The organism is Microvirga sp. M2 (assembly GCF_047497095.1).
In the GTDB taxonomy this organism is placed as follows: Bacteria; Pseudomonadota; Alphaproteobacteria; order Rhizobiales; family Beijerinckiaceae; genus Microvirga.
In genome coordinates this window covers 2,527,787-2,545,344 of the sequence record NZ_CP134063.1, presented here as the reverse complement: position 1 = coordinate 2,545,344, position 17,558 = coordinate 2,527,787, and the positions used below count along the sequence as shown (strand labels likewise).

9 protein-coding genes are annotated in these 17,558 nt (G+C 67.6%); 5 read left to right on the top strand and 4 right to left on the bottom strand.

Annotated features, from left to right (window positions below; all coding sequences use genetic code 11):
* The first annotated feature begins 241 nt into the window (after positions 1-241).
* From RE429_RS12040 to RE429_RS12030, 3 genes are all read left to right on the top strand, one after another.
* Positions 242-5,329 carry an Ig-like domain-containing protein gene (locus tag RE429_RS12040; RefSeq protein ID WP_414471007.1) on the top strand — a complete coding sequence of 1,696 codons (5,088 nt, stop codon included), beginning with the start codon at positions 242-244 and terminating at the stop codon, positions 5,327-5,329.
* A gap of 100 nt (positions 5,330-5,429) precedes the next feature.
* Entirely contained in the window at positions 5,430-6,197 is a 768-nt protein-coding gene (locus RE429_RS12035) for an outer membrane protein (RefSeq protein WP_414471006.1), read from the top strand.
* A 402-nt stretch (positions 6,198-6,599) separates the two neighbouring features.
* A complete protein-coding gene (locus RE429_RS12030) occupies positions 6,600-7,805 on the top strand; it encodes a CAP domain-containing protein (RefSeq protein WP_414471005.1) in 1,206 nt (401 codons plus the stop codon).
* A gap of 244 nt (positions 7,806-8,049) precedes the next feature.
* Here the strand turns inward: RE429_RS12030 and RE429_RS12025 are convergent, their stop codons facing one another.
* Both RE429_RS12025 and RE429_RS12020 read right to left on the bottom strand, forming a co-directional pair.
* Positions 8,050-8,640 carry a cysteine hydrolase family protein gene (locus RE429_RS12025; protein ID WP_414471004.1) on the bottom strand — a complete coding sequence of 197 codons (591 nt, stop codon included), beginning with the start codon at positions 8,638-8,640 and terminating at the stop codon, positions 8,050-8,052.
* Positions 8,641-9,025: 385 nt separating this feature from the next.
* A complete protein-coding gene (locus RE429_RS12020; protein ID WP_414471003.1) occupies positions 9,026-12,595 on the bottom strand; it encodes an autotransporter domain-containing protein in 3,570 nt (1,189 codons plus the stop codon).
* Positions 12,596-13,043: 448 nt separating this feature from the next.
* On the opposite strand from RE429_RS12020, the gene RE429_RS12015 reads away from it, so the two are divergent.
* Together RE429_RS12015 and RE429_RS12010 are read left to right on the top strand one after the other, a co-directional pair.
* Entirely contained in the window at positions 13,044-13,580 is a 537-nt protein-coding gene (locus tag RE429_RS12015) for a YcnI family protein (protein WP_414471002.1), read from the top strand.
* A gap of 43 nt (positions 13,581-13,623) precedes the next feature.
* Positions 13,624-15,243 (top strand): copper resistance CopC/CopD family protein, encoded by a 1,620-nt coding sequence (locus RE429_RS12010; RefSeq protein ID WP_414471001.1) that lies wholly within the window; start codon positions 13,624-13,626, stop codon positions 15,241-15,243.
* 118 nt (positions 15,244-15,361) lie between these two features.
* Here the strand turns inward: RE429_RS12010 and RE429_RS12005 are convergent, their stop codons facing one another.
* The gene (locus tag RE429_RS12005; RefSeq protein WP_414471000.1) at positions 15,362-16,660 is read right to left on the bottom strand and encodes an NRAMP family divalent metal transporter; all 1,299 of its coding nucleotides are present in this window, start codon (positions 16,658-16,660) and stop codon (positions 15,362-15,364) included.
* A 13-nt stretch (positions 16,661-16,673) separates the two neighbouring features.
* Complete coding sequence (locus tag RE429_RS12000) at positions 16,674-17,498, bottom strand: universal stress protein (RefSeq protein WP_414470999.1); 825 nt, start codon at positions 17,496-17,498, stop codon at positions 16,674-16,676.
* Between the last annotated feature and the right edge of the window lie 60 nt (positions 17,499-17,558).

The following is a 17,558-nucleotide window of genomic DNA, read 5'->3' as shown; positions in this document are numbered from 1 at the left end:
GCCGCGCTCCCGACAGCATCGCTACGCCGCTGCTCCCAAACCTCCTTCACCGACCCGCGCCAGCTCTTGGCGGGCAAAGCTGCGCTCGTCGAAAGCCATGAACTCTCGGCCCAACCTGACCGGCTGATCGGCAATGGTCCTGAGCGCCGAGATCATCCAGTTCCGGGCCAGGAAATGAATTCAGGACAATTGCCGGAGCCGCGACCGCCGGCCCGAAGAACGACTGTAAGGCACCAAGCGAATGGCACCCACGATCCTCTCCTCCGACAGCTTCAGCAGTGACATCGTTCCGACATCCGATGCGAACTGGAAACATCCGGATGCCATGCTTGGTGCCGACGGCAAGCATTACCTAGGCTCCTTCAACGACAACCGATCGTTCGTCGTGTCACGGTATGACGACGGCACGTGGACCCAGGTTGCCGCCTACGACCTCTACGAGGAGGCCACGGGCGGTGCCGCGATGGGGCACATCATCGATTTCCTGGTCGATGCCGAAGGCGCCATCCATGTCGTCTTCAACTCCTTCGCGGCTGACAACGATCCGGGCGGGAACTTCGGTGAGCGCATCCTGATCCATGGCAAGTTCGTTCCGGGCGGCGACTGGACCTTCACCGAAGTGGATCGCCGCTCCAACCAGTTCGGGTTCGACGACTCCCTGAGCCTCGCGCAGGATGCCACCGGCAATGTCCACCTGGCATACAAGATCTACAGCCCCGGCACCGGCTCGGACATCGTCCATGCCACAATGGACGGGAGCGGGAACTGGGTGCGCGAGACCGTTGCCCACAGCACCGATCCCGGTGGAAACGCACGGGTGGCGAACCCGGAGCTGGCGGTGGCGCCCGACGGTACCCTGAGGATCGTCTACACGCAGGGCGATGATCCCGGTGGTTGGAATTATTGGGGAGGGTCCGTCTACCTCGCGACCAAGGCGCCGGGACCGGACAGTTCGTGGATTCCCGAGAAGGTCTTGACGGTCGGTGCTCCCGCACCCGAGTACTTCACCACGCAGTTCTTCGACGCGCAGGGAAACCTGCACGTGTTCTACGCGGAGGTTGACGACGCCGCCGCCGATCTCGCCGAGGACGTGATCCTCTACGAAATGACGAACGCCTCCGGCTCCTGGGTCAGGACCGAAATCGTCACGGGATCAGGGACGATACCGGTCGGCAGCGGATATCTTGCCAAGGACGGCGTGGAATACCTGCTGGTCCAGGACCGCGGAGCCTGGTTCGACGGTCTCTCCGGCGCGAAGGTCTATGTCCGCACGGCGGGAGGCGGCTGGGTGCCCGGCAACGAGGTCCCTCTCTCTCCCAATGCGACGTACAACGACGTAACCCTGACGATGGGTGCCGACGGGAAGCTGATGATCGTCGCCCAGGACGGTCTGGGCGAGCCGCTGCATTACTACTATGGGGATCCCGGCGGCGTCGACACGACCGGACCGTCCGTCACGTCCCTCGCCGTGCCCGCAAACGGCACCTATGGTGTCGGCCAGGAATTGACCTTCACGGTGAATTTCGATGAGACCGTGATCGTCGCGACCGACGGCGGCGCGCCGCGCCTGGCGATCGACATCGGCGGGCAGACGGTCTACGCCGCGTTCGTCTCGGGCTCCGGGTCGGCGACCCTGACGTTCCGGTACACGATTCAGACAGGCCAGTCGGATGCCAATGGCATCGCCATCTCATGTCTCGAGCTCAACGGCGGCTCGCTGAAGGATGCTGCAGGCAACGATGCGGCCTTGTCCCTCAACGTCGTCCCGTCGACCTCCGGCGTGACGGTCGACGGCATCGCTCCCAATACCCCCTCTCTCCCAGGGCTTTCGGCCGGCAGCGACACCGGCTGGTCCAGCACCGACAACATCACCGGCGACAGCACACCGACCTTCCTCGGCGGTCCAGGCAGTGCCGAACCCGGCGCAACGATCCGCCTGTATGATACCGACGGCGTGACCGTGATCGCCCAGGCCACGGTTCATGCCGACGGGAGCTGGGTGGCGACCAGCAGCATGCCGCTGTCGAACGGCTCGCATATGATCACTGCCCGGGTCACGGACGCCGCCGGCAACGCGAGCGCGGCGTCCGGCCCGTTCGCCCTGACTATCGACACCGGTGCCCCAGCCGTCACGATCACCAGCAACGTGGCACAGCTGAAGGGCGGTGAGACGGCGACGATCACCTTCACGTTCAGCGAGGATCCGGGAGCGACGTTCACGTGGGATGGCTCCGCCGGCGACATCGTGGTCTCGGGAGGGACGCTAAGCGCCATCTCCGGCAGCGGGTCGACCCGGACCGCGACCTTCACGCCGACCGCAGGCGTGAATGGCGGCTCGGCAAGCATCACGGTGCCGGCAGGTTCATACACTGACGCCGCCGGCAACAATGGTGCGGCTGGCTCAATGCCATCGCTGACCTTCGACACGCTGGCTCCTGGCACGCCAACCGCCCCAGTGCTCGCCGCCGGCAGCGACACCGGCCTGTCCAATTCCGATAGGATCACGGCCAACGCCCGTCCGACATTCACGGGCAGCGCCGAAGCCGGCGCCACCGTGGTCCTGTACGATACGACCGGCAACGTGATCGGCAGCGGCATTGCCGTCGGCGGCACGTGGTCCATCACTCCGGATGCCGCGCTGGCTGAGGGCAGGCACACGATCCACGCCAGGGCGATCGACGCTGCCGGTAACGAGAGTGCGGTTGCCACCGGCCAGGACATCACCATCGACATGACCGCCCCGGCGCTGAGCATCACGAGCAGCGCATCCCAGCTGAAGAGTGGAGAAAGCGCGACGATCACCTTCACCTTCAGCGAGGACCCGGGAGCGACGTTCACGCACGCCGACATCAGCGTTGTCGGCGGCACGCTCGGCGCGCTCAGCGGCACCGGTACGACCCGCACGGCCGTGTTTACCCCTGCCGTCGACACCGATGGCGGAACGGCCAGCATCACGGTTGCGGCCGGCGCCTATACCGACACGGCGGGCAACGCCGGAGGGGCCGGCACGACGCCAACGCTGACCTTTGACACCGTGGCCCCGTCCGCGCCGTCCGCGCCCGATCTGGCGGCGGCCTCGGACACGGGGATCTCCAATACCGACAACATCACCGGCGCCACCACCCCGACCTTCACCGGCACCGCGGAGATCGGCGCCACCGTCCGGCTCTATGACGGCGTCACCGAGATCGGCTCCGCCGTCGCCACCGACGGCACCTGGAGCATCACCAGTTCCACGCTCGGCGCAGGCGCCCACACCATCACGGCCGTGGCGACCGATGCCGCCGGCAATGTCGGGCTGGCCTCGCCGCCGCTGGAGATCCAGGTCGTCACGGAGGGGCCCGCCACGCAGGTGACCGGCATGGCCCTCTCGGACGACAGCGGCGTTTCCGCCACCGACTTCGTCACGAGGACGGCCGTTCAGACCCTTGCCGGCACCCTGAGCGCCGCCCTGGCCGCAGGCGAACGCGTCGAGGTGTCGTTCGACGACGGCGGTACCTGGACGCCCGCGCTCAGCGAGACGCCGACCTCCTGGTCGCTGGCGGCCGTGCTGACGGAGGGCACGCACACGATCGCGGTGCGCGTGGTCGATGCCATCGGCAACACCGGCCCCGTGCGCAGCCAGGCCTACACGCTCGACACCGTGGCGCCGGGCCTCACGATCACCAGCAATCTCGCCGCGCTCAAGGCCCACGAGACCGCCACCATCACGTTCACCTTCAGCGAAGACCCCGGCGCGAGCTTCACCCTCGACGCCATCAGCGTGGTCGGCGGCACGCTCGGCGCGCTGAGCGGCACCGGCCTGACCCGCACGGCCGTGTTCACGCCCGAGCCCGGCGTCAGCGGCGGCACGGCCACCATCGCGGTCACGGCCGGGACCTACACCGATGCCGCCGGCAATGCGGGCGGCGCGGGCGCCCCGCTGGCGCTGGCCCTCGACACCCGAGCGCCGCTGGTCGACGGCGTCGCGGTCGTCGACCGCACCGAGACGACCAACCTCGACGGCTCGGTGTCGCAGGTGGTCACGATCCCGGTGGTGACGGCGGGCCGGAGCGAGACCGACGGCAGCGCCCTGTATGCCGACATTCCGCTGGTGACGGCGGGCGGGCGCCCCGTGCTCACGGTGCAGGTCGGGGTCGGGCTCGGCCTGACCGCGTCGGGCTTTGCGGCGCCGAAAGCCGCCGGCGCCTCGCTCGCCGACCTGATCCGCGAGATCCAGGCCCATGCCGGCGCGGCCGACCGCACCACGCTGAGCGGCGGCGGCGCGGGCTTCCTGGCCGGCCTGCCGGCGCACACGCCGCTCCTCGTCCAGGCGCTCACGCTCACCCAGGCCGGCGCGGTGGCGGGCGTGCCGCTCGTCATCAGCGGCGACAGCAGCGCGCAGGCGCCGGCGACCGCGCTCGTGATCGACGCGCGCGGGCTGTCGGCCGGCACCGTGATCGCGCTCGACAACGTCGCGTTCGCGACGATCCTCGGCGCCGTGCGGGTCACCGGCGGGGCCGGCTCGCAGGTGGTGTATGGCGACGGCGCGGCCCAGCACATCGTGCTCGGGGCCGACGACGACACCCTGCACGGCGGCGGCGGCAACGATTACATCGGCTCCAAGGGCGGCAACGACTGGCTCTACGGCGATGCCGGCAACGACACCGTCGCCGGCGGCATCGGCGACGACCATCTCTATGGCGGCACCGGCCATGACCGGCTCCTCGGCGAGGCCGGCCATGACCGCCTCGAGGGCGGGTCCGGCAACGACACCCTGCTCGGCGGCTCCGGCCACGACACCCTGGCGGGCGGCACCGGCCACGACCGGCTCTACGGCGATGCCGGCAACGACCGGCTCTATGGCGGGTCCGGCCACGACCGCCTCGACGGCGGCAGCGGCCATGACCGGCTCGACGGCGGCGCCGGCAACGACACGCTGCTCGGCGGGACCGGCAACGACACCCTGGTGGGCGGGCTCGGCCGGGACCAGCTGGGGGGCGGCGCCGGCCGCGACGTCTTCGTCTTCACGACGGTCGCGGAGAGCCGGGTCGGGGCGCAGCGCGACGTCATCCATGACTTCCAGAGCGGCCACGACCGGATCGACCTGCGCGGCATCGACGCCAACACCCGGCTCGCCGGCAACCAGGCGTTCAGCTGGACCGGCGCAGACGGCCCGTTCCTGCACCCGCAGGAGAGCGCGGCCTTCCTGGCCACGGGCTTTACCGGCCGGGCGGGCGAGCTGCGCTTTGCCAACGGCCTCCTGATGGGCGACGTCGACGGCGACGGCCGGGCCGATTTCGAGATCCGGATCGTCGGCCCTCTCGCGGCCGGCGACGTGATCCTGTAAGCCCCCGGGCCGGGCGCGACCTGCGCCGCCCGGCCCGCCCTGCCATGAGCGGCTTTGACCGCCATCCGTGCTCGCATCCGCCCCCCTTCCGGAGATCCTCATGAAACGCCTCCTGCTGTCCCTGTCCGTCCTGCTCGCCGGGCCGGCCGTAGCCTCGGCCGCCGACCTGCCGCCGCGGGCCGCGCCCGTGCTTCCGCTGCCGGCGGCGCCCGCCGTGAGCTGGAGCGGCTGGTATCTGGGCGCGCACGGCGCCTGGCTCGGCGACAGCGGCGAGGCGGTCCGCACCGACGCGGCAGGTGTCGCGCCGGCGGCGCTGCCGGCCCGGGCGGGCTTGCGCGCCAGCGGGCTCGGCGGCGGTGCGCAGGTCGGCTATCTGTGGCAGGTCGGCGAGGTGGTCGCCGGCCTCGAGGCGGATCTGAGCGCGCTCGATGTGGGCCAGGGCCGCAGCAGCCTCGGCGTGGACGGCCCGTTCGCGCTGCGCACCGACCTGAGTTCGCAGCTGCGCTGGTTCGGCACGCTCAAGGGCCGGGTCGGGCTCGTGCTGCCGAGCCTGGCGCCCTTCGTCGCGTCGTCGCTGGTCTATGTCACGGGCGGCCTGGCCACGGCGCAGATCGAACACCAGGGCGCGATCACGGTGGTGCCGCCGGGCGTCGGCCCGGCAGCGCGCCGCACCGGCTGGCGCCCGGGCTTCGTGGTCGGCGCCGGCGCCGAGCACCGGCTGACGCCGAGCCTGTCGCTCACGAGCGAGACGCTGTACTACAAGCTCGCCGACGAGACCCTGACGCTGGCGCGCGCCGGCGATCGGGTCGGCTACCGGTTCAAGAACGACGGCTGGATCAGCCGCATCGGCCTCAACGTCCGCTTCTGAGACCGGCCGGTTCAGAGCCGGTTCCACGCAAGTGGAAACGGCTCCAGCGCATCGGACGGGACATCGAACCCGCATCCGATGCTCCCCTATGGAACAGCGCATCGTTTGAGCGGACCCGAAGGGCCACGTTCGTGAACACCGGTGCCCGCTTTTGCGTTCGAGGCTCTAAAGGCATCGTATCTGCGGTCCATCGATCCTGCCGGTGAAGTCGATGACAGTAAAACTTATTGGATGAATCCAGATAAATAATTCGAAATTCAAACTATATAATGAGTATTTGAAAACGTTTTCTTTTTATAATTGCAACTTACTGCATCTTGCAGTTACATCGGTCATCTTTACTTTTCCGGTCCGACCGGCAGTCCAAGCGTGCAATATGTTGCACAAGAGGCAGATGCGGCAATGAGCACTCCAACTCCCCTGGAGACCTACTTCCTCCAGCTCGTCAACGAGACCCGCGCCCAGGCGGGCGTGAAGGCGCTCAGGTTCGACGGCGAGCTCCTCAACTCCTCCGATGCCCACAATGCCTGGATGGACCAGGCAAACAGCGTCTCGCATACGGGCATCGACCGTTCGAACGCGGGAGACCGCATGACGGCGGCCGGTTACGGCTGGGAGGGATGGGGCGAGAACATCGGCTACACGAGCGGCGCGCTCAACGAGGCCACCGTCCGGAAGCTGCACGCCATGCTCGTCAACTCGCCCGAGCACTACGCCAACATCGTCAACGGCTCGTTCGAGGAGATCGGCATCGGCCTGAAGGAAGCCGACTTCAACGGCAGGGCTGTCGTGCTCGTGACCCAGAACTTCGGGACGCCGAACGCCGCCGAGCGGGCCGAGGCCAATGACGTCGGAAGCGCCACGCCCACCACGTCCGGACCGTTTCCCGGTGCCTCGGGCGAAACCATCTACGGCAATTTCGGCAACAACCATCTCTATGGCACGGCTGGCAACGACAGGATCTACGGGCTTTCCGGAGACGACACGCTCGACGGCAGGACCGGAGCGGATGCCATGTACGGCGGTTCCGGTGATGACTGGTATTACGTCGACAATCCGGGGGACAAGGCATACGAGGAAGCCGGGGGCGGGTTCGACCACGTCGTCAGCACCGTGAGCTATTCGCTGTACGGGCAGGTGATCGAAGAGCTGAGGCTCGAAGGGACGGCCGACATCGACGGTACGGGCAATTCCCTCAACAACTGGATCAGCGGCAACTCCGGTTCGAATTTCCTCGACGGCGGGGCCGGCAACGACATCCTGAAAGGTCGAGGCGGCATGGACACCCTGAAGGGTGGGCCGGGGAGCGACGCCTTCGTGTTCGATTTCGCTGACGAGGCCCGCGGCGACACCATCGTCGACTTCGAGCACGGGGCCGACGTCATCGACCTTCACTACATCGACGCGGACACGACCGCGGATGGGAAGCAGCCCTTCGTCTTCATCGGCACCGAGCGGTTCCACAACGTCCCGGGCGAACTTCACACCTATCACCCTGGAGACGGGAATACCTACATCTCGGCCGACACCAACGGCGACGGCCGACCCGAGTTCGCGATCAAGGTTCTTGGCTGGCATACCTTCGACAGCGCCGATTTCGTGCTCTGAGGCCGACGAGACTTCCCGCACGATCGGGGCGCCTCACGGATATCCTCGTCCAGGCGTTCGCCGAGAAGTCGCCAGAGCATCGAACGTGAAAAGTGGGCGCCGGTTTCGCGCCAAGGGGCGAGCCATGGTTCCGACACGCTCCCGGTCATTTCCATTGCCCTTTGCCCTGTGTCGTCATGCCCGGCCTTGAGCCGGGCATCCATGTCTTCGAACCGCAGAGGCTCCCAATGCGATGTCCAGTATCCTATGATGGCCATTGGGCCAATACGACCTCGCTGCCGACTGTCTCGACCTGATAGCTGTAGCGCTTCGAATAAAGCGTCAGAAGCGAATCGTGGCCCTCGTCGGAGGAGCTGCAGACACCGTCTGAGACGATCACCACGCGCAACCCGAGATCCACGGCACCCAGCACGGTCGCGAGAACACACATATCGGTTTCAGACCCGGTGATCAGGAGAGTGTCGATGCCTTGCGCCCTGACGAGGTCGCGCAGCCTGTGGCCGGCAAAGGCCGAGTAGACCGGCTTATCCAGAACGAGGGCAGGAGGCACGAGCCGTTGCAGCGGCGGCATGAGTTCCAACAGATGCGGGTCGAGATACTCGCAGGTGACCTCACGCCAGTGCTCATAATAGACGCGCCACATGCCTGCCATGTCGTCAGGTCGGTACGGCGGGATGAACCGTGTGAAGACCGTGCGTTCCGGGGCAGCCTCGGCAATCCGGGCGACGGTCGGCAGGACACGTTCCATCCATGGGGTTGGCCATGGTCCCTCTGCCGAGAAGAGACGCTGCATATCGATGCATAGGTGGAGGGTAGCGGGCCCGAGGGGGAGCATGGGGATCAACGGTGTGGAGGTCGATGCGTGACAACCGAACCGGTCCGAGCCCGGTTCCATGCTTCGAGGGGAATTCAACCGATGAGGCCACCGACTTGGATGCGGTCGCATTGTGGCCGGCGCCGACTGAGCGCTTGACGTGTACTCGGCTTGATTTCAGCTCACGCGGTCGTTCGCTCCCTCGCTTGAGCGATGTCCCGATCGTGCAAAGCTATCGGATGAGCCCGATCCGGTTCGGTGGCTCTTGCGGCCCGACAAATCTCCAGAACTCCCCTGGGACCAGAACTCCCCTGGGACCAGAACTCCCCTGGGACCAGAACTCCCCTGGGACCAGAACTCCCCTGGGAACGGCATGAGTCTTCCCAGGGGAGTCCGGTCAATCGGATCAGAAGCGGACCTCGAGGCCCGCCCTGATGCTGTGGTCCTGCACCTTGCGGGCGTATTGGCCGCCATACGAGACGCCGACGGTCGCAGCGCTGCCGACTTCGATCCCGAGGCCGGCTTCCATGACGAGCGCGTCCGCGGCGACCGGGAGGCTGGAAACCGTGAACGGGTTGCCGCCGCCGCCGAATGCGAGCAGTGAGGCCGGGGTGACGTCGCCGAAGGCGTGACGCCAGCCGAGCATGCCCTTCGCGATCACGGTGGTGTCGTCCGAGATCGCGAGGTCGGTCGAGGCGCGAGCGCCGAGCGTCGAGTAGGTCACGTCCTGGCTGCCGCCGAGGCCGTCGAGCGCTGCGGCGCCGCCGATCTCGCGGAAGGTGTCGACGTCGAGGTTCATGTAGGTCAGCCCGGCGATCGGTTCGATCCTCACATCGCCAAGATCGAAGAGGTATCCGACCTCACCGAACACCTGACCCGTGCGGGCCTGGTAATCGGCGTTCAGGCTGTCTGCGAAGCCGGGGAATGCGACGGAACGGGACGTATCGACATCGTTCCATGCATAGGCGCCGCCGAGACGGATGCCCAGGCTCCCGAGCCGCGTGCCGCCGTAGATCGCAGCATGGTAGCTGTCGACCGAGGCCGACGAGCTGCGCGCATCGAGGTCGAGCGACGTCGACGTGTAGCCACCTGCGAGGCCCAGACGCCATCCGTTGGTCACCTCACCATCGAGACCGATCAGGAACCCCGTCGTGGAACGGTCGAGCGAACCCGCGTCGGCCGTGCGATCGCTCCGGCCCCGGGAGCCGAAGCCCTGGCCCCAGAAGCCCCACTTCGACGGGTCTTTGTCATACGGCCCGACGAGGCGGTTCATGACGGCGTCACGCACGAGGCGGCCGTCCTCGATCAAGGTGCCCGCCACGCCGGCATGGACCTCGCCCGAGAGGGCGTCGAACGCCAGACGGGCGCCGGGGACGCTCTGGCCGAGGACCGCGTCGAACACGCGGTGGCCGCTGCCCAGACCCTCCACGGCCTCGGCCGTGTTGAACTGGTTGCGGGTGACCGCGACGTCGGAGAACCGGACGGGTGTATCGCCGCCGCCCGTTCCCTTGCGGGTCAGGGTGAGGATGACGTCGCTGGCGCCGTAGGCGAGGCTCGGCGTCAGGAACGCGAAGTTCGAGGTGACGCCCGCGAACGTCCCCGCGACGCCGTTGCCGGCCGTCAGGATCGTGTAGTTCGTGGTGGGGCTGTAGGTGCCGCTCTCCGCGAGCACGCGGACTGTGGCGCCCGAGATGGCGGCCTTGCCCGTGGCGTCGATCCGGTCGGCCTGTCCGGCCGCGTTCGCCTCCACCACGTAGATGGACCCGAGCCCGAAGGTCACGTCGCCCGACACCTTCAGGTTGCCGATGGAGTTGCCGGGGGCGACGATGCCGCCGTTGCCGGCCACGATGCCGCCGACCGTGCCGTTTCCGCCGAGGGCGCCGCCGTTGTTGACGGTCACGTTCGAGCGGGACAGCGAGCCGTTGACGGCCAGTGTGCCGCCGTTCACGAAGGTGCCGCCCGTGAAGGGACTGGTGCCGGTCATGTCGAGGCGACCCGCACCCATCTTCGTGAAGGTGCCCGATCCGTTGATCGCGCCGCCGAAGGTCGAACCCTCGCCCTGGTCGACGACGAGGTTGCCGTTGCCGAGCAGGAGCCTGCCGCTGCGGCCGGAAAGGCCGGACACGGTCTGATCGCGACCGCTGAGATTGAACGTGCCGCCGTCGATGACGAGGTCCGTCTCCTGGCTGAGTCCCGCCGCGAGGCGCACGGAGCCGCCTTCGACGACGGTCGAGCCCGTGTAGCGGTATTCGCCGCTCAGGAGGAGTTCGCCCGAACCCTTCTTCACGAGGGCGCCGCCGCCGTCGAGGTCGCCGGTGTAGTCGTAGTTTCCGGTCTGGTTGAAGACGAGCCTGCCGTTGTTGGTGGTGTCCGCCAGCAGATGTCCATCGACTTTGCCGTCGCCGACGAGCAGGGAGCCGTCCTTCTTGATGTCGACCTTGCCGCCGAGGCTGCCGCCGACGAGCGCGATGGCGCCCCGGTTGATGGACAGGGTGCCGCCGTAGCCGCTGCCGTTGCCCGTCAGGGCGAGCGTGCCGAGGCCCGCCTTGTTCAGGTTGCCGAAACCCAGGACGAGGCCCGACAGGGAGGCGTTCCTGCCGTTGGTGTCGATGGTGCCGCCTGCCGCCTCGACCGTCAGCGTGCGGGCGCTGTCGAAACCGGCGAGGTAGCGCAGCGTGCCGCCCGCGAGGGTGATGCCGCCGTTGACGGGGGCCGGGGGAGATGCCGCGGCGCGCAACAGGTTGGAGACGACCGGGGTTCCCGCGGAGCCGAGATTGGCGTCGCGCTCGACCGCGAGCACGCCTGCCTCGATGCGGGTGCCGCCCGAGTAGGTGTTGTCACCCGTCAGGGTCAGGGTGCCTGAGCCCTTCTTGGTCAGGGCGAGAGTGCCGCCGGGACCGACATCCATGACCATGAATCCCGGCAGGTTGCCGCCCTCGCGGATGCCGCCGGCGATCGTCATGTCGGTCTGAGCGTCGATGGCCAGCGTCCCACCCGCGACGATGCCGCCGACGATGGCCGCCCCCTTCTTCAGGACGAGGGAGTGGTTGCCGTTGCCGAGGCGGATGGCATCGCCGCCCGTCGCCTGGATGGAGCCGGCGTTCTCGATGGTGGTGTCGCCGAAGAGCGACAGGATGCCGTCATGGCCCGTGACGGTTCCGGAGTTCACGACGCGGACGGTGCCGTTCGACGCCCGAGCCTCGATGCCGACCGAGGCATTGCCTCGGCCCGTCACGGAGCCTTCGTTCTCGACAACGACATCGCCGCCGGAGCTGACCGCGGAGATTGCGTTCGTGTAGGCATCCACGGTTCCTTGATTGGTGATCCGCACGAGGAAGGGGGTCGTCGAGAGGTTCTGCGCAACGAGGCCGCCCGCATCCCGCGAGGTGACGGTGCCATTGTTGGAGATCGAGGCGCTCCCGCCGAGGACGACAGCGGAAACGGCGTCGCCCCTGGTCTCGATATCCGCGTCCGTCACGAGCGTGGCGCTGCCCTTGGAGGCGCCGACGAAGACGCCCATGCCGAAGCCGGTTATCGGAGGCAGGTTGCGGATGGTCACGCCCGAACCGATTTCCGCGTGGATGTCGCCCTCAGGGTTCGAGACCCCGATGCCGAAGGCGGTCATCAAGGGAGGGACGACAATCTCCGTCGTGCCGGTGACCAGAAGCCACATCGGCAGGTTTCCAACGGCTCCGTTCGGGCGATTGAACGTGACTGTGCCGTTGATCGTCTCACCCCCGGTATCGACCGTCAGGTCCGCAGGCAAGCCCGAATCGTCGGGCGAGGCCGTGACGCCGGAAGCGCCGCAGGTATACCCGACGTTCCCGCCGGAGCAGTACGACGGCATCGCCATCTGGGCGGTGGCGGGGGAAGCGATTCCCCCGAGCGCGATGAGGAGGAGCGGGAGCGCGGTGCCTGTCGCGAGCCTCGCCTTGAGGCCCACCGATGTGGCCCGCGTCTGGGTCGAATTGTTCATGGAAGTATGCCCCGTGGGATTCGTGGCGATCCCTAAAGGGCCTCCTGATGCACGAGCGGTCACGTGCGCACAAGCGATTCCAACATGCGCCAAGGAAAGTCCAACAGGTGTCGGAAACGTACGACAAGCGAAGAATAAGGAGCTGTTCGGAAGGATCTTTTTGTGTTTGGAAATAGGCCCGAAGGCGTCCTGGCGCATCGGGCGTGAAAAGTGGATTCCACTGTTCGCCAGCGCGGCCCGCCGCGTCCGCACGATGCGCTGACCCATGGCTTTTTGAAGGGCGGCCTGTAGTTTACCCTGCCATGAGGAGACTATCCACAGGTCGGGGACGAGCCAGCCGTGTCATCGCGCTCGCGGCGATCCTGGCCCTGCGGCTCGGAGCCCGTGCCCCGCCGCGTCCCGTCTGATCGGTCTTCCGTTCGATCAACACAATCACGGGACACATCCGATGAACAGAATCCACCATCTCGGGACGCTCGCCGCCGCCGCTCCCCTTTGCCTGGTTTCCTCCCTGGCTCTGGCCCATGTCACGTTGGAGCCCCAGCCAGCCGCCATCGGTTCGACCTACAAGGCCGTCCTGCGCGTGGCGCACGGCTGCGAGGGCGAGCCGACGCTCAAGCTGCGGGTGCAGATCCCGGAGGGGGTGATTGCCGTCAAGCCCATGCCCAAGGCGGGTTGGGAGCTGAACACGGTCGAGACCCCCTACAAGCAGTCATACGACTACCACGGCGCCCCCACGACCGAAGGTGTGCGGGAGATCGTCTGGACCGGCAAGCTGCTCGACAAGCACTATGACGAGTTCGTCTTCCGGGCTTTCCTGACCGACGGCCTCAAGCCGGACACCATGCTCTACTTCCCTGTTGTGCAGGAATGCGCGGGCGGCAAGGCCGATCGCTGGATCGAGATCCCGGCCGAAGGACGGAAGGCGGACGACTACAAGTCCCCGGCACCGGGCGTGAGGCTGCGCCCGAAGGTCACCGACTGATCGGAGGCCAGGGCACGCCCGCGGGCGTGCCCTGGAGGCTGGCATGATCTGGCTTCGCCCATTGTTGTTCTGCACACTCGAGATCGTCTGCACACTCCTGCTCGTCTGCGGTCTCCTGGGCGGGCTCCTGGGCGGGCGGGCTGAGGCGCATGCCTCGCTCATCGAGGCCATTCCGGCCGACGGAGCCGTTCTCACGGCTGCTCCTTCTCGTGTGCAGTTGCGGTTCAACGAGCCGGTCGCGCCGCTCAGGGTGCAACTCACCGACGCCAAAGGCATAGCGCATGGTGACCTGAAGACCGAGGCGCGGGACAGCACCGTCACGCTCAGCCTGCCCGGAAACCTGCCTCAGGGCACTCAAGTCGTCAGCTACCGGGTGATCTCGTCCGACGGCCATCCCGTCGCCGGCTCGATCGTCTTTTCCATCGGGGCACCGACCTCGGCCTCGCGGCCCGCCGGTCTCGATGAGCCTGTTGCCGCGGCCATCTGGCTGGCCCGGCTTTCTCTGTATATCGGCCTGTTTGCCGGGGCGGGCGGCGGCGTCTTCGCTCTCTGGATCGCGCCGGGGGCGACACCGCAGGCGGCTCTGCGGATCATGCGCGCTGCCATGGGGCTCGGGTTGGGCGCGACCATCGTGTCCGTCGGGCTGCAAGGGCTGGACGTTCTCGGTGCATCGTTCCCGCTGCTTCTGTCGCCGCATCCCTGGCACGCGGGCATCTCGACGTCCTTCGGGCCGACGGCCATGACCGGAGTCGGAGCACTCCTGTGCGCGTGGCTCGCCCTGAGTGGTGTGGCCGGAAGGGCGAGCCGCGGGTTGGCCCTGTTGGGACTGGGCGGGGCCGGATTGGCCCTTGCCCTCAGCGGACATGCGAGCGCTGCCGAGCCGCAATGGCTGACGCGGCCCGCGGTGTTCCTGCATGGCGTGGCGGCGGCGTTCTGGGTCGGCAGCCTCGCGCCGCTCGCGTTGGTCGTCGGGAGGATGCGCAAGGCATCATCGCCGATCGTGCGCCGGTTCTCGACCGTGGCGGTGCCGATGGTTGGCCTTCTCGTCCTCACCGGGCTGACCCTGAGCGTCATCCAGGTCGCAACCCCGGCCGCTCTTCTCTCCACCGCCTATGGGCGCGTGCTTCTCGCCAAGCTGACTGCCGTGATCATTCTCCTCGCTCTCGCCGCCCTTAACCGGCAACGCTTGACGCCGGCTTTGGCCCGAGTTCCGGCCGCGAGCCGTGCACTGGTTCGCTCGATCATGCGAGAGGTGGCCCTTGCCATGGTGATCCTCGGGCTGGTGGCGACCTGGCGCTTCACCCCGCCGCCCAGAGTTCTCTTGGAGACCGCGACGGAGCCGGTAAGCACGCACATCCATACGGCACAAGCGATGGTCGAATTGACGCTCAGCCCGAGCCGCGCCGGACCGGTTCAAGCCTCGATGACGCTCACGACCGGGGACTTCGCGCCGCTCGATCCCAAGGAGGTGACCCTGACACTCGCCCGTCCCGCCGCCGGCATCGAGCCCATCACGCGCGCCGCCCGGCGCGATGGGGACGGTTCATGGCACGTCGACAACCTCATCATCCCACAGCCCGGACGGTGGCAGATCCGCGTCGATGCTCTGGTCACCGACTTCGACAAGGCAGCCCTGGAAGGGGAGGTGGAGATCAAGCCCTGACCGGAACAGGGGACTTGGCCGAACGCGGCGCCGCGATACAGGGCGTCGGCCTTCACCCGCTCCGGCGTCACGAGTTCGCGGCGCAGGTCGAAGCGCAGGTCGAGGCGCTGGGCCGGCGCTATCCAGGAATCATCATCATCACTGCGGCAGCTCCCATGACGGCAGTGGCGACCCAACCCAGGACGAGGATTCCGGGTGTCGCGGTGAAGGCGCCCATCACCGCCTTCCGCGACACCAGCACGATGATCACCACCATCAGGGGCACGGCCACGACGCCGTTGATCACCGCGCTCCAGAAGAGCGCCTTCATAGGACTGATCGGGGAGTACTGGATGACGAGCCCCGCGAGCACGCTGACCGCAATGACGCCGTAGAATCCGCGTGCGTCGGTGGCCTTGCGCTCGAGGCCCCACTTCCAGTTCATTGCTTCGCACACCGCGTAAGCGGCCGAGCCCGCGAGAACGGGCACGCCGATCAGCCCGACGCCCAGGATCCCGAGGGCGAACAGCACGAACGCGAAATCGCCGGCCAGGGGCCGCAATGCGCCCGCGGCCTGCGCGGCGGTCTCGATGTCCGTTACGCCGGCCACGTGGAGGGTGACCGCAGTGGCCAGGATGATGAAGTAGGCCGTGGCGTCGGAATAGAGCATGCCGCTCCAGGTGTCCCATCGGATGCGGCGCAACTCTCGGGAGGCGGCCTGCGGATCACGCAGGAGAGGCGCAGTGCCCCGCATGTCCTCGACCTCCTCGGAGGCCTGCCAGAAGAACAGATAGGGGCTGATCGTGGTACCGAAGACCCCGACCACCATGGTCGCGGCAGCGGCATTCGGCGTGAAGGACGGCCAGACCGTGCGCAATGCGACCTCGCCCCAGGGGACGTGCACGGTAAAGAGCACGGCGGCATAGGCCAGCAGCGAGAGGGTCAGCCACTTCAGGAAGAAGACGTAGCGGTGATAGGGAACGAAGACCTGAAGGGCCAGGGTCGCCAGCACGAACGCCACCGTCATGAGGTGACGACTGAACCCGGTGACGAGTTCGGCCACCTCGCCCATCGCCGCGACATCGGCGGCGATATTGAACGTGTTGGCGATCAGGAGCAGCAGCACGATTCCTTGGAGCACGATCGGCGGGAAGGCGGCCTTGATGTTGGCGGCCAGACCCTTGCCGGTCACCCGGCCGATCCGGGCGCACATCGACTGGACGGCCGCCATCAGCGGGAAGGCCAGCGGCATCGTCCACAGCATGTTGAGGCCGAACTGTGCGCCCGCCTGCGAATAGGTTGCGATGCCGCTCGGATCGTCGTCGGCGACCCCTGTGATCAAGCCCGGTCCGATCCGCGCGAGGGGATGCTCCCTCAGGCGGTGCACGGCCGTTCCGATGATCTTCGGGACGTGCGGGGGCTTGGGCTGGTACCGCATGGACCGCCCATCCCTAATGCGAGACGAGGATCGGAATCGCGGATGCCAGGAGCATCGATCGCGTCGCGCCGCCGAAGACGAGTTCGAGCCACAGGGGATCCGAGTAGCCACCCATCACCAGCAGGTCGTAGTGCCCGTGCTCGACTTGGTCCTGGAGGGCTTTGTGTTCCGCAACCGACGTGACCCGGAAAATCTCGCCCTCGGCACGGATGCCATGCCGACGCAGGTGCGCGAACAGGTTTTCGATGTCCGCCTCGTCCGGTTCGGCCGCAGCGGCGACGATGGAGAGGATCCGAACCGTTCGCGCCAGTTGGAGCAGCGGCAATGCGTCGTGGACCGCCCTGACCGCCTCGCGGCTGCCGTCCCAGGCCACTGCGGCACGCGCGAACAGGCAAGGCGGCGCCAGGGCCGGCACGACCAGCACGGGGCGGCCGCAGTGCTGCACGACCGAATGGGCGACGGGCAGCGGATGGGCCTCGGGCGGACCTTGCCATTCGGACTGGCCTACGATGACCAGATCGGCATAGCGGGCGTGAGCGCTGATGCCCTCCGCGATGTTGCCGGACGCCTCGGACCAAGAGGTCTCCGGCAACCGCGCGATAGCCTCTTCGCGGAACGCCGCGGCGGCTGCACGGGCCCTTGAGGAAAGGCCGGCGGAAATGTCTTCGGCCACCCTGTCGATCAGGCTCGGCTTGTATCGCGGCGGCACGTCCGGCGGCGGGATCACGTGCAGGCCCGACAGCCGGGCGCCCGTGCGGCGGGCCAGATCGACGGCGACGCCGACCTGGCGGCGTCCGGCGTCGCTCCCATCCACGTGTATCAGGATGTCGCACAGCATGGCTTGTCTCCGAACCGCTGTTCCGGACAGGAGCGAAGCCGGTCAGGAACGGGCGTGGAC

What these genes read in the sequence shown, in the direction of transcription:
- RE429_RS12005 (WP_414471000.1), bottom strand. Translation starts at nt 16,660, where the DNA reads ATGCGGTACCAGCCCAAGCCCCCGCACGTCCCGAAGATCATCGGAACG.
- RE429_RS12035 (WP_414471006.1), top strand. Translation starts at nt 5,430, where the DNA reads ATGAAACGCCTCCTGCTGTCCCTGTCCGTCCTGCTCGCCGGGCCGGCC.
- RE429_RS12040 (WP_414471007.1), top strand. Translation starts at nt 242, where the DNA reads ATGGCACCCACGATCCTCTCCTCCGACAGCTTCAGCAGTGACATCGTT.
- RE429_RS12025 (WP_414471004.1), bottom strand. Translation starts at nt 8,640, where the DNA reads ATGCTCCCCCTCGGGCCCGCTACCCTCCACCTATGCATCGATATGCAG.
- RE429_RS12000 (WP_414470999.1), bottom strand. Translation starts at nt 17,498, where the DNA reads ATGCTGTGCGACATCCTGATACACGTGGATGGGAGCGACGCCGGACGC.
- RE429_RS12010 (WP_414471001.1), top strand. Translation starts at nt 13,624, where the DNA reads ATGATCTGGCTTCGCCCATTGTTGTTCTGCACACTCGAGATCGTCTGC.
- RE429_RS12030 (WP_414471005.1), top strand. Translation starts at nt 6,600, where the DNA reads ATGAGCACTCCAACTCCCCTGGAGACCTACTTCCTCCAGCTCGTCAAC.
- RE429_RS12015 (WP_414471002.1), top strand. Translation starts at nt 13,044, where the DNA reads ATGAACAGAATCCACCATCTCGGGACGCTCGCCGCCGCCGCTCCCCTT.
- RE429_RS12020 (WP_414471003.1), bottom strand. Translation starts at nt 12,595, where the DNA reads ATGAACAATTCGACCCAGACGCGGGCCACATCGGTGGGCCTCAAGGCG.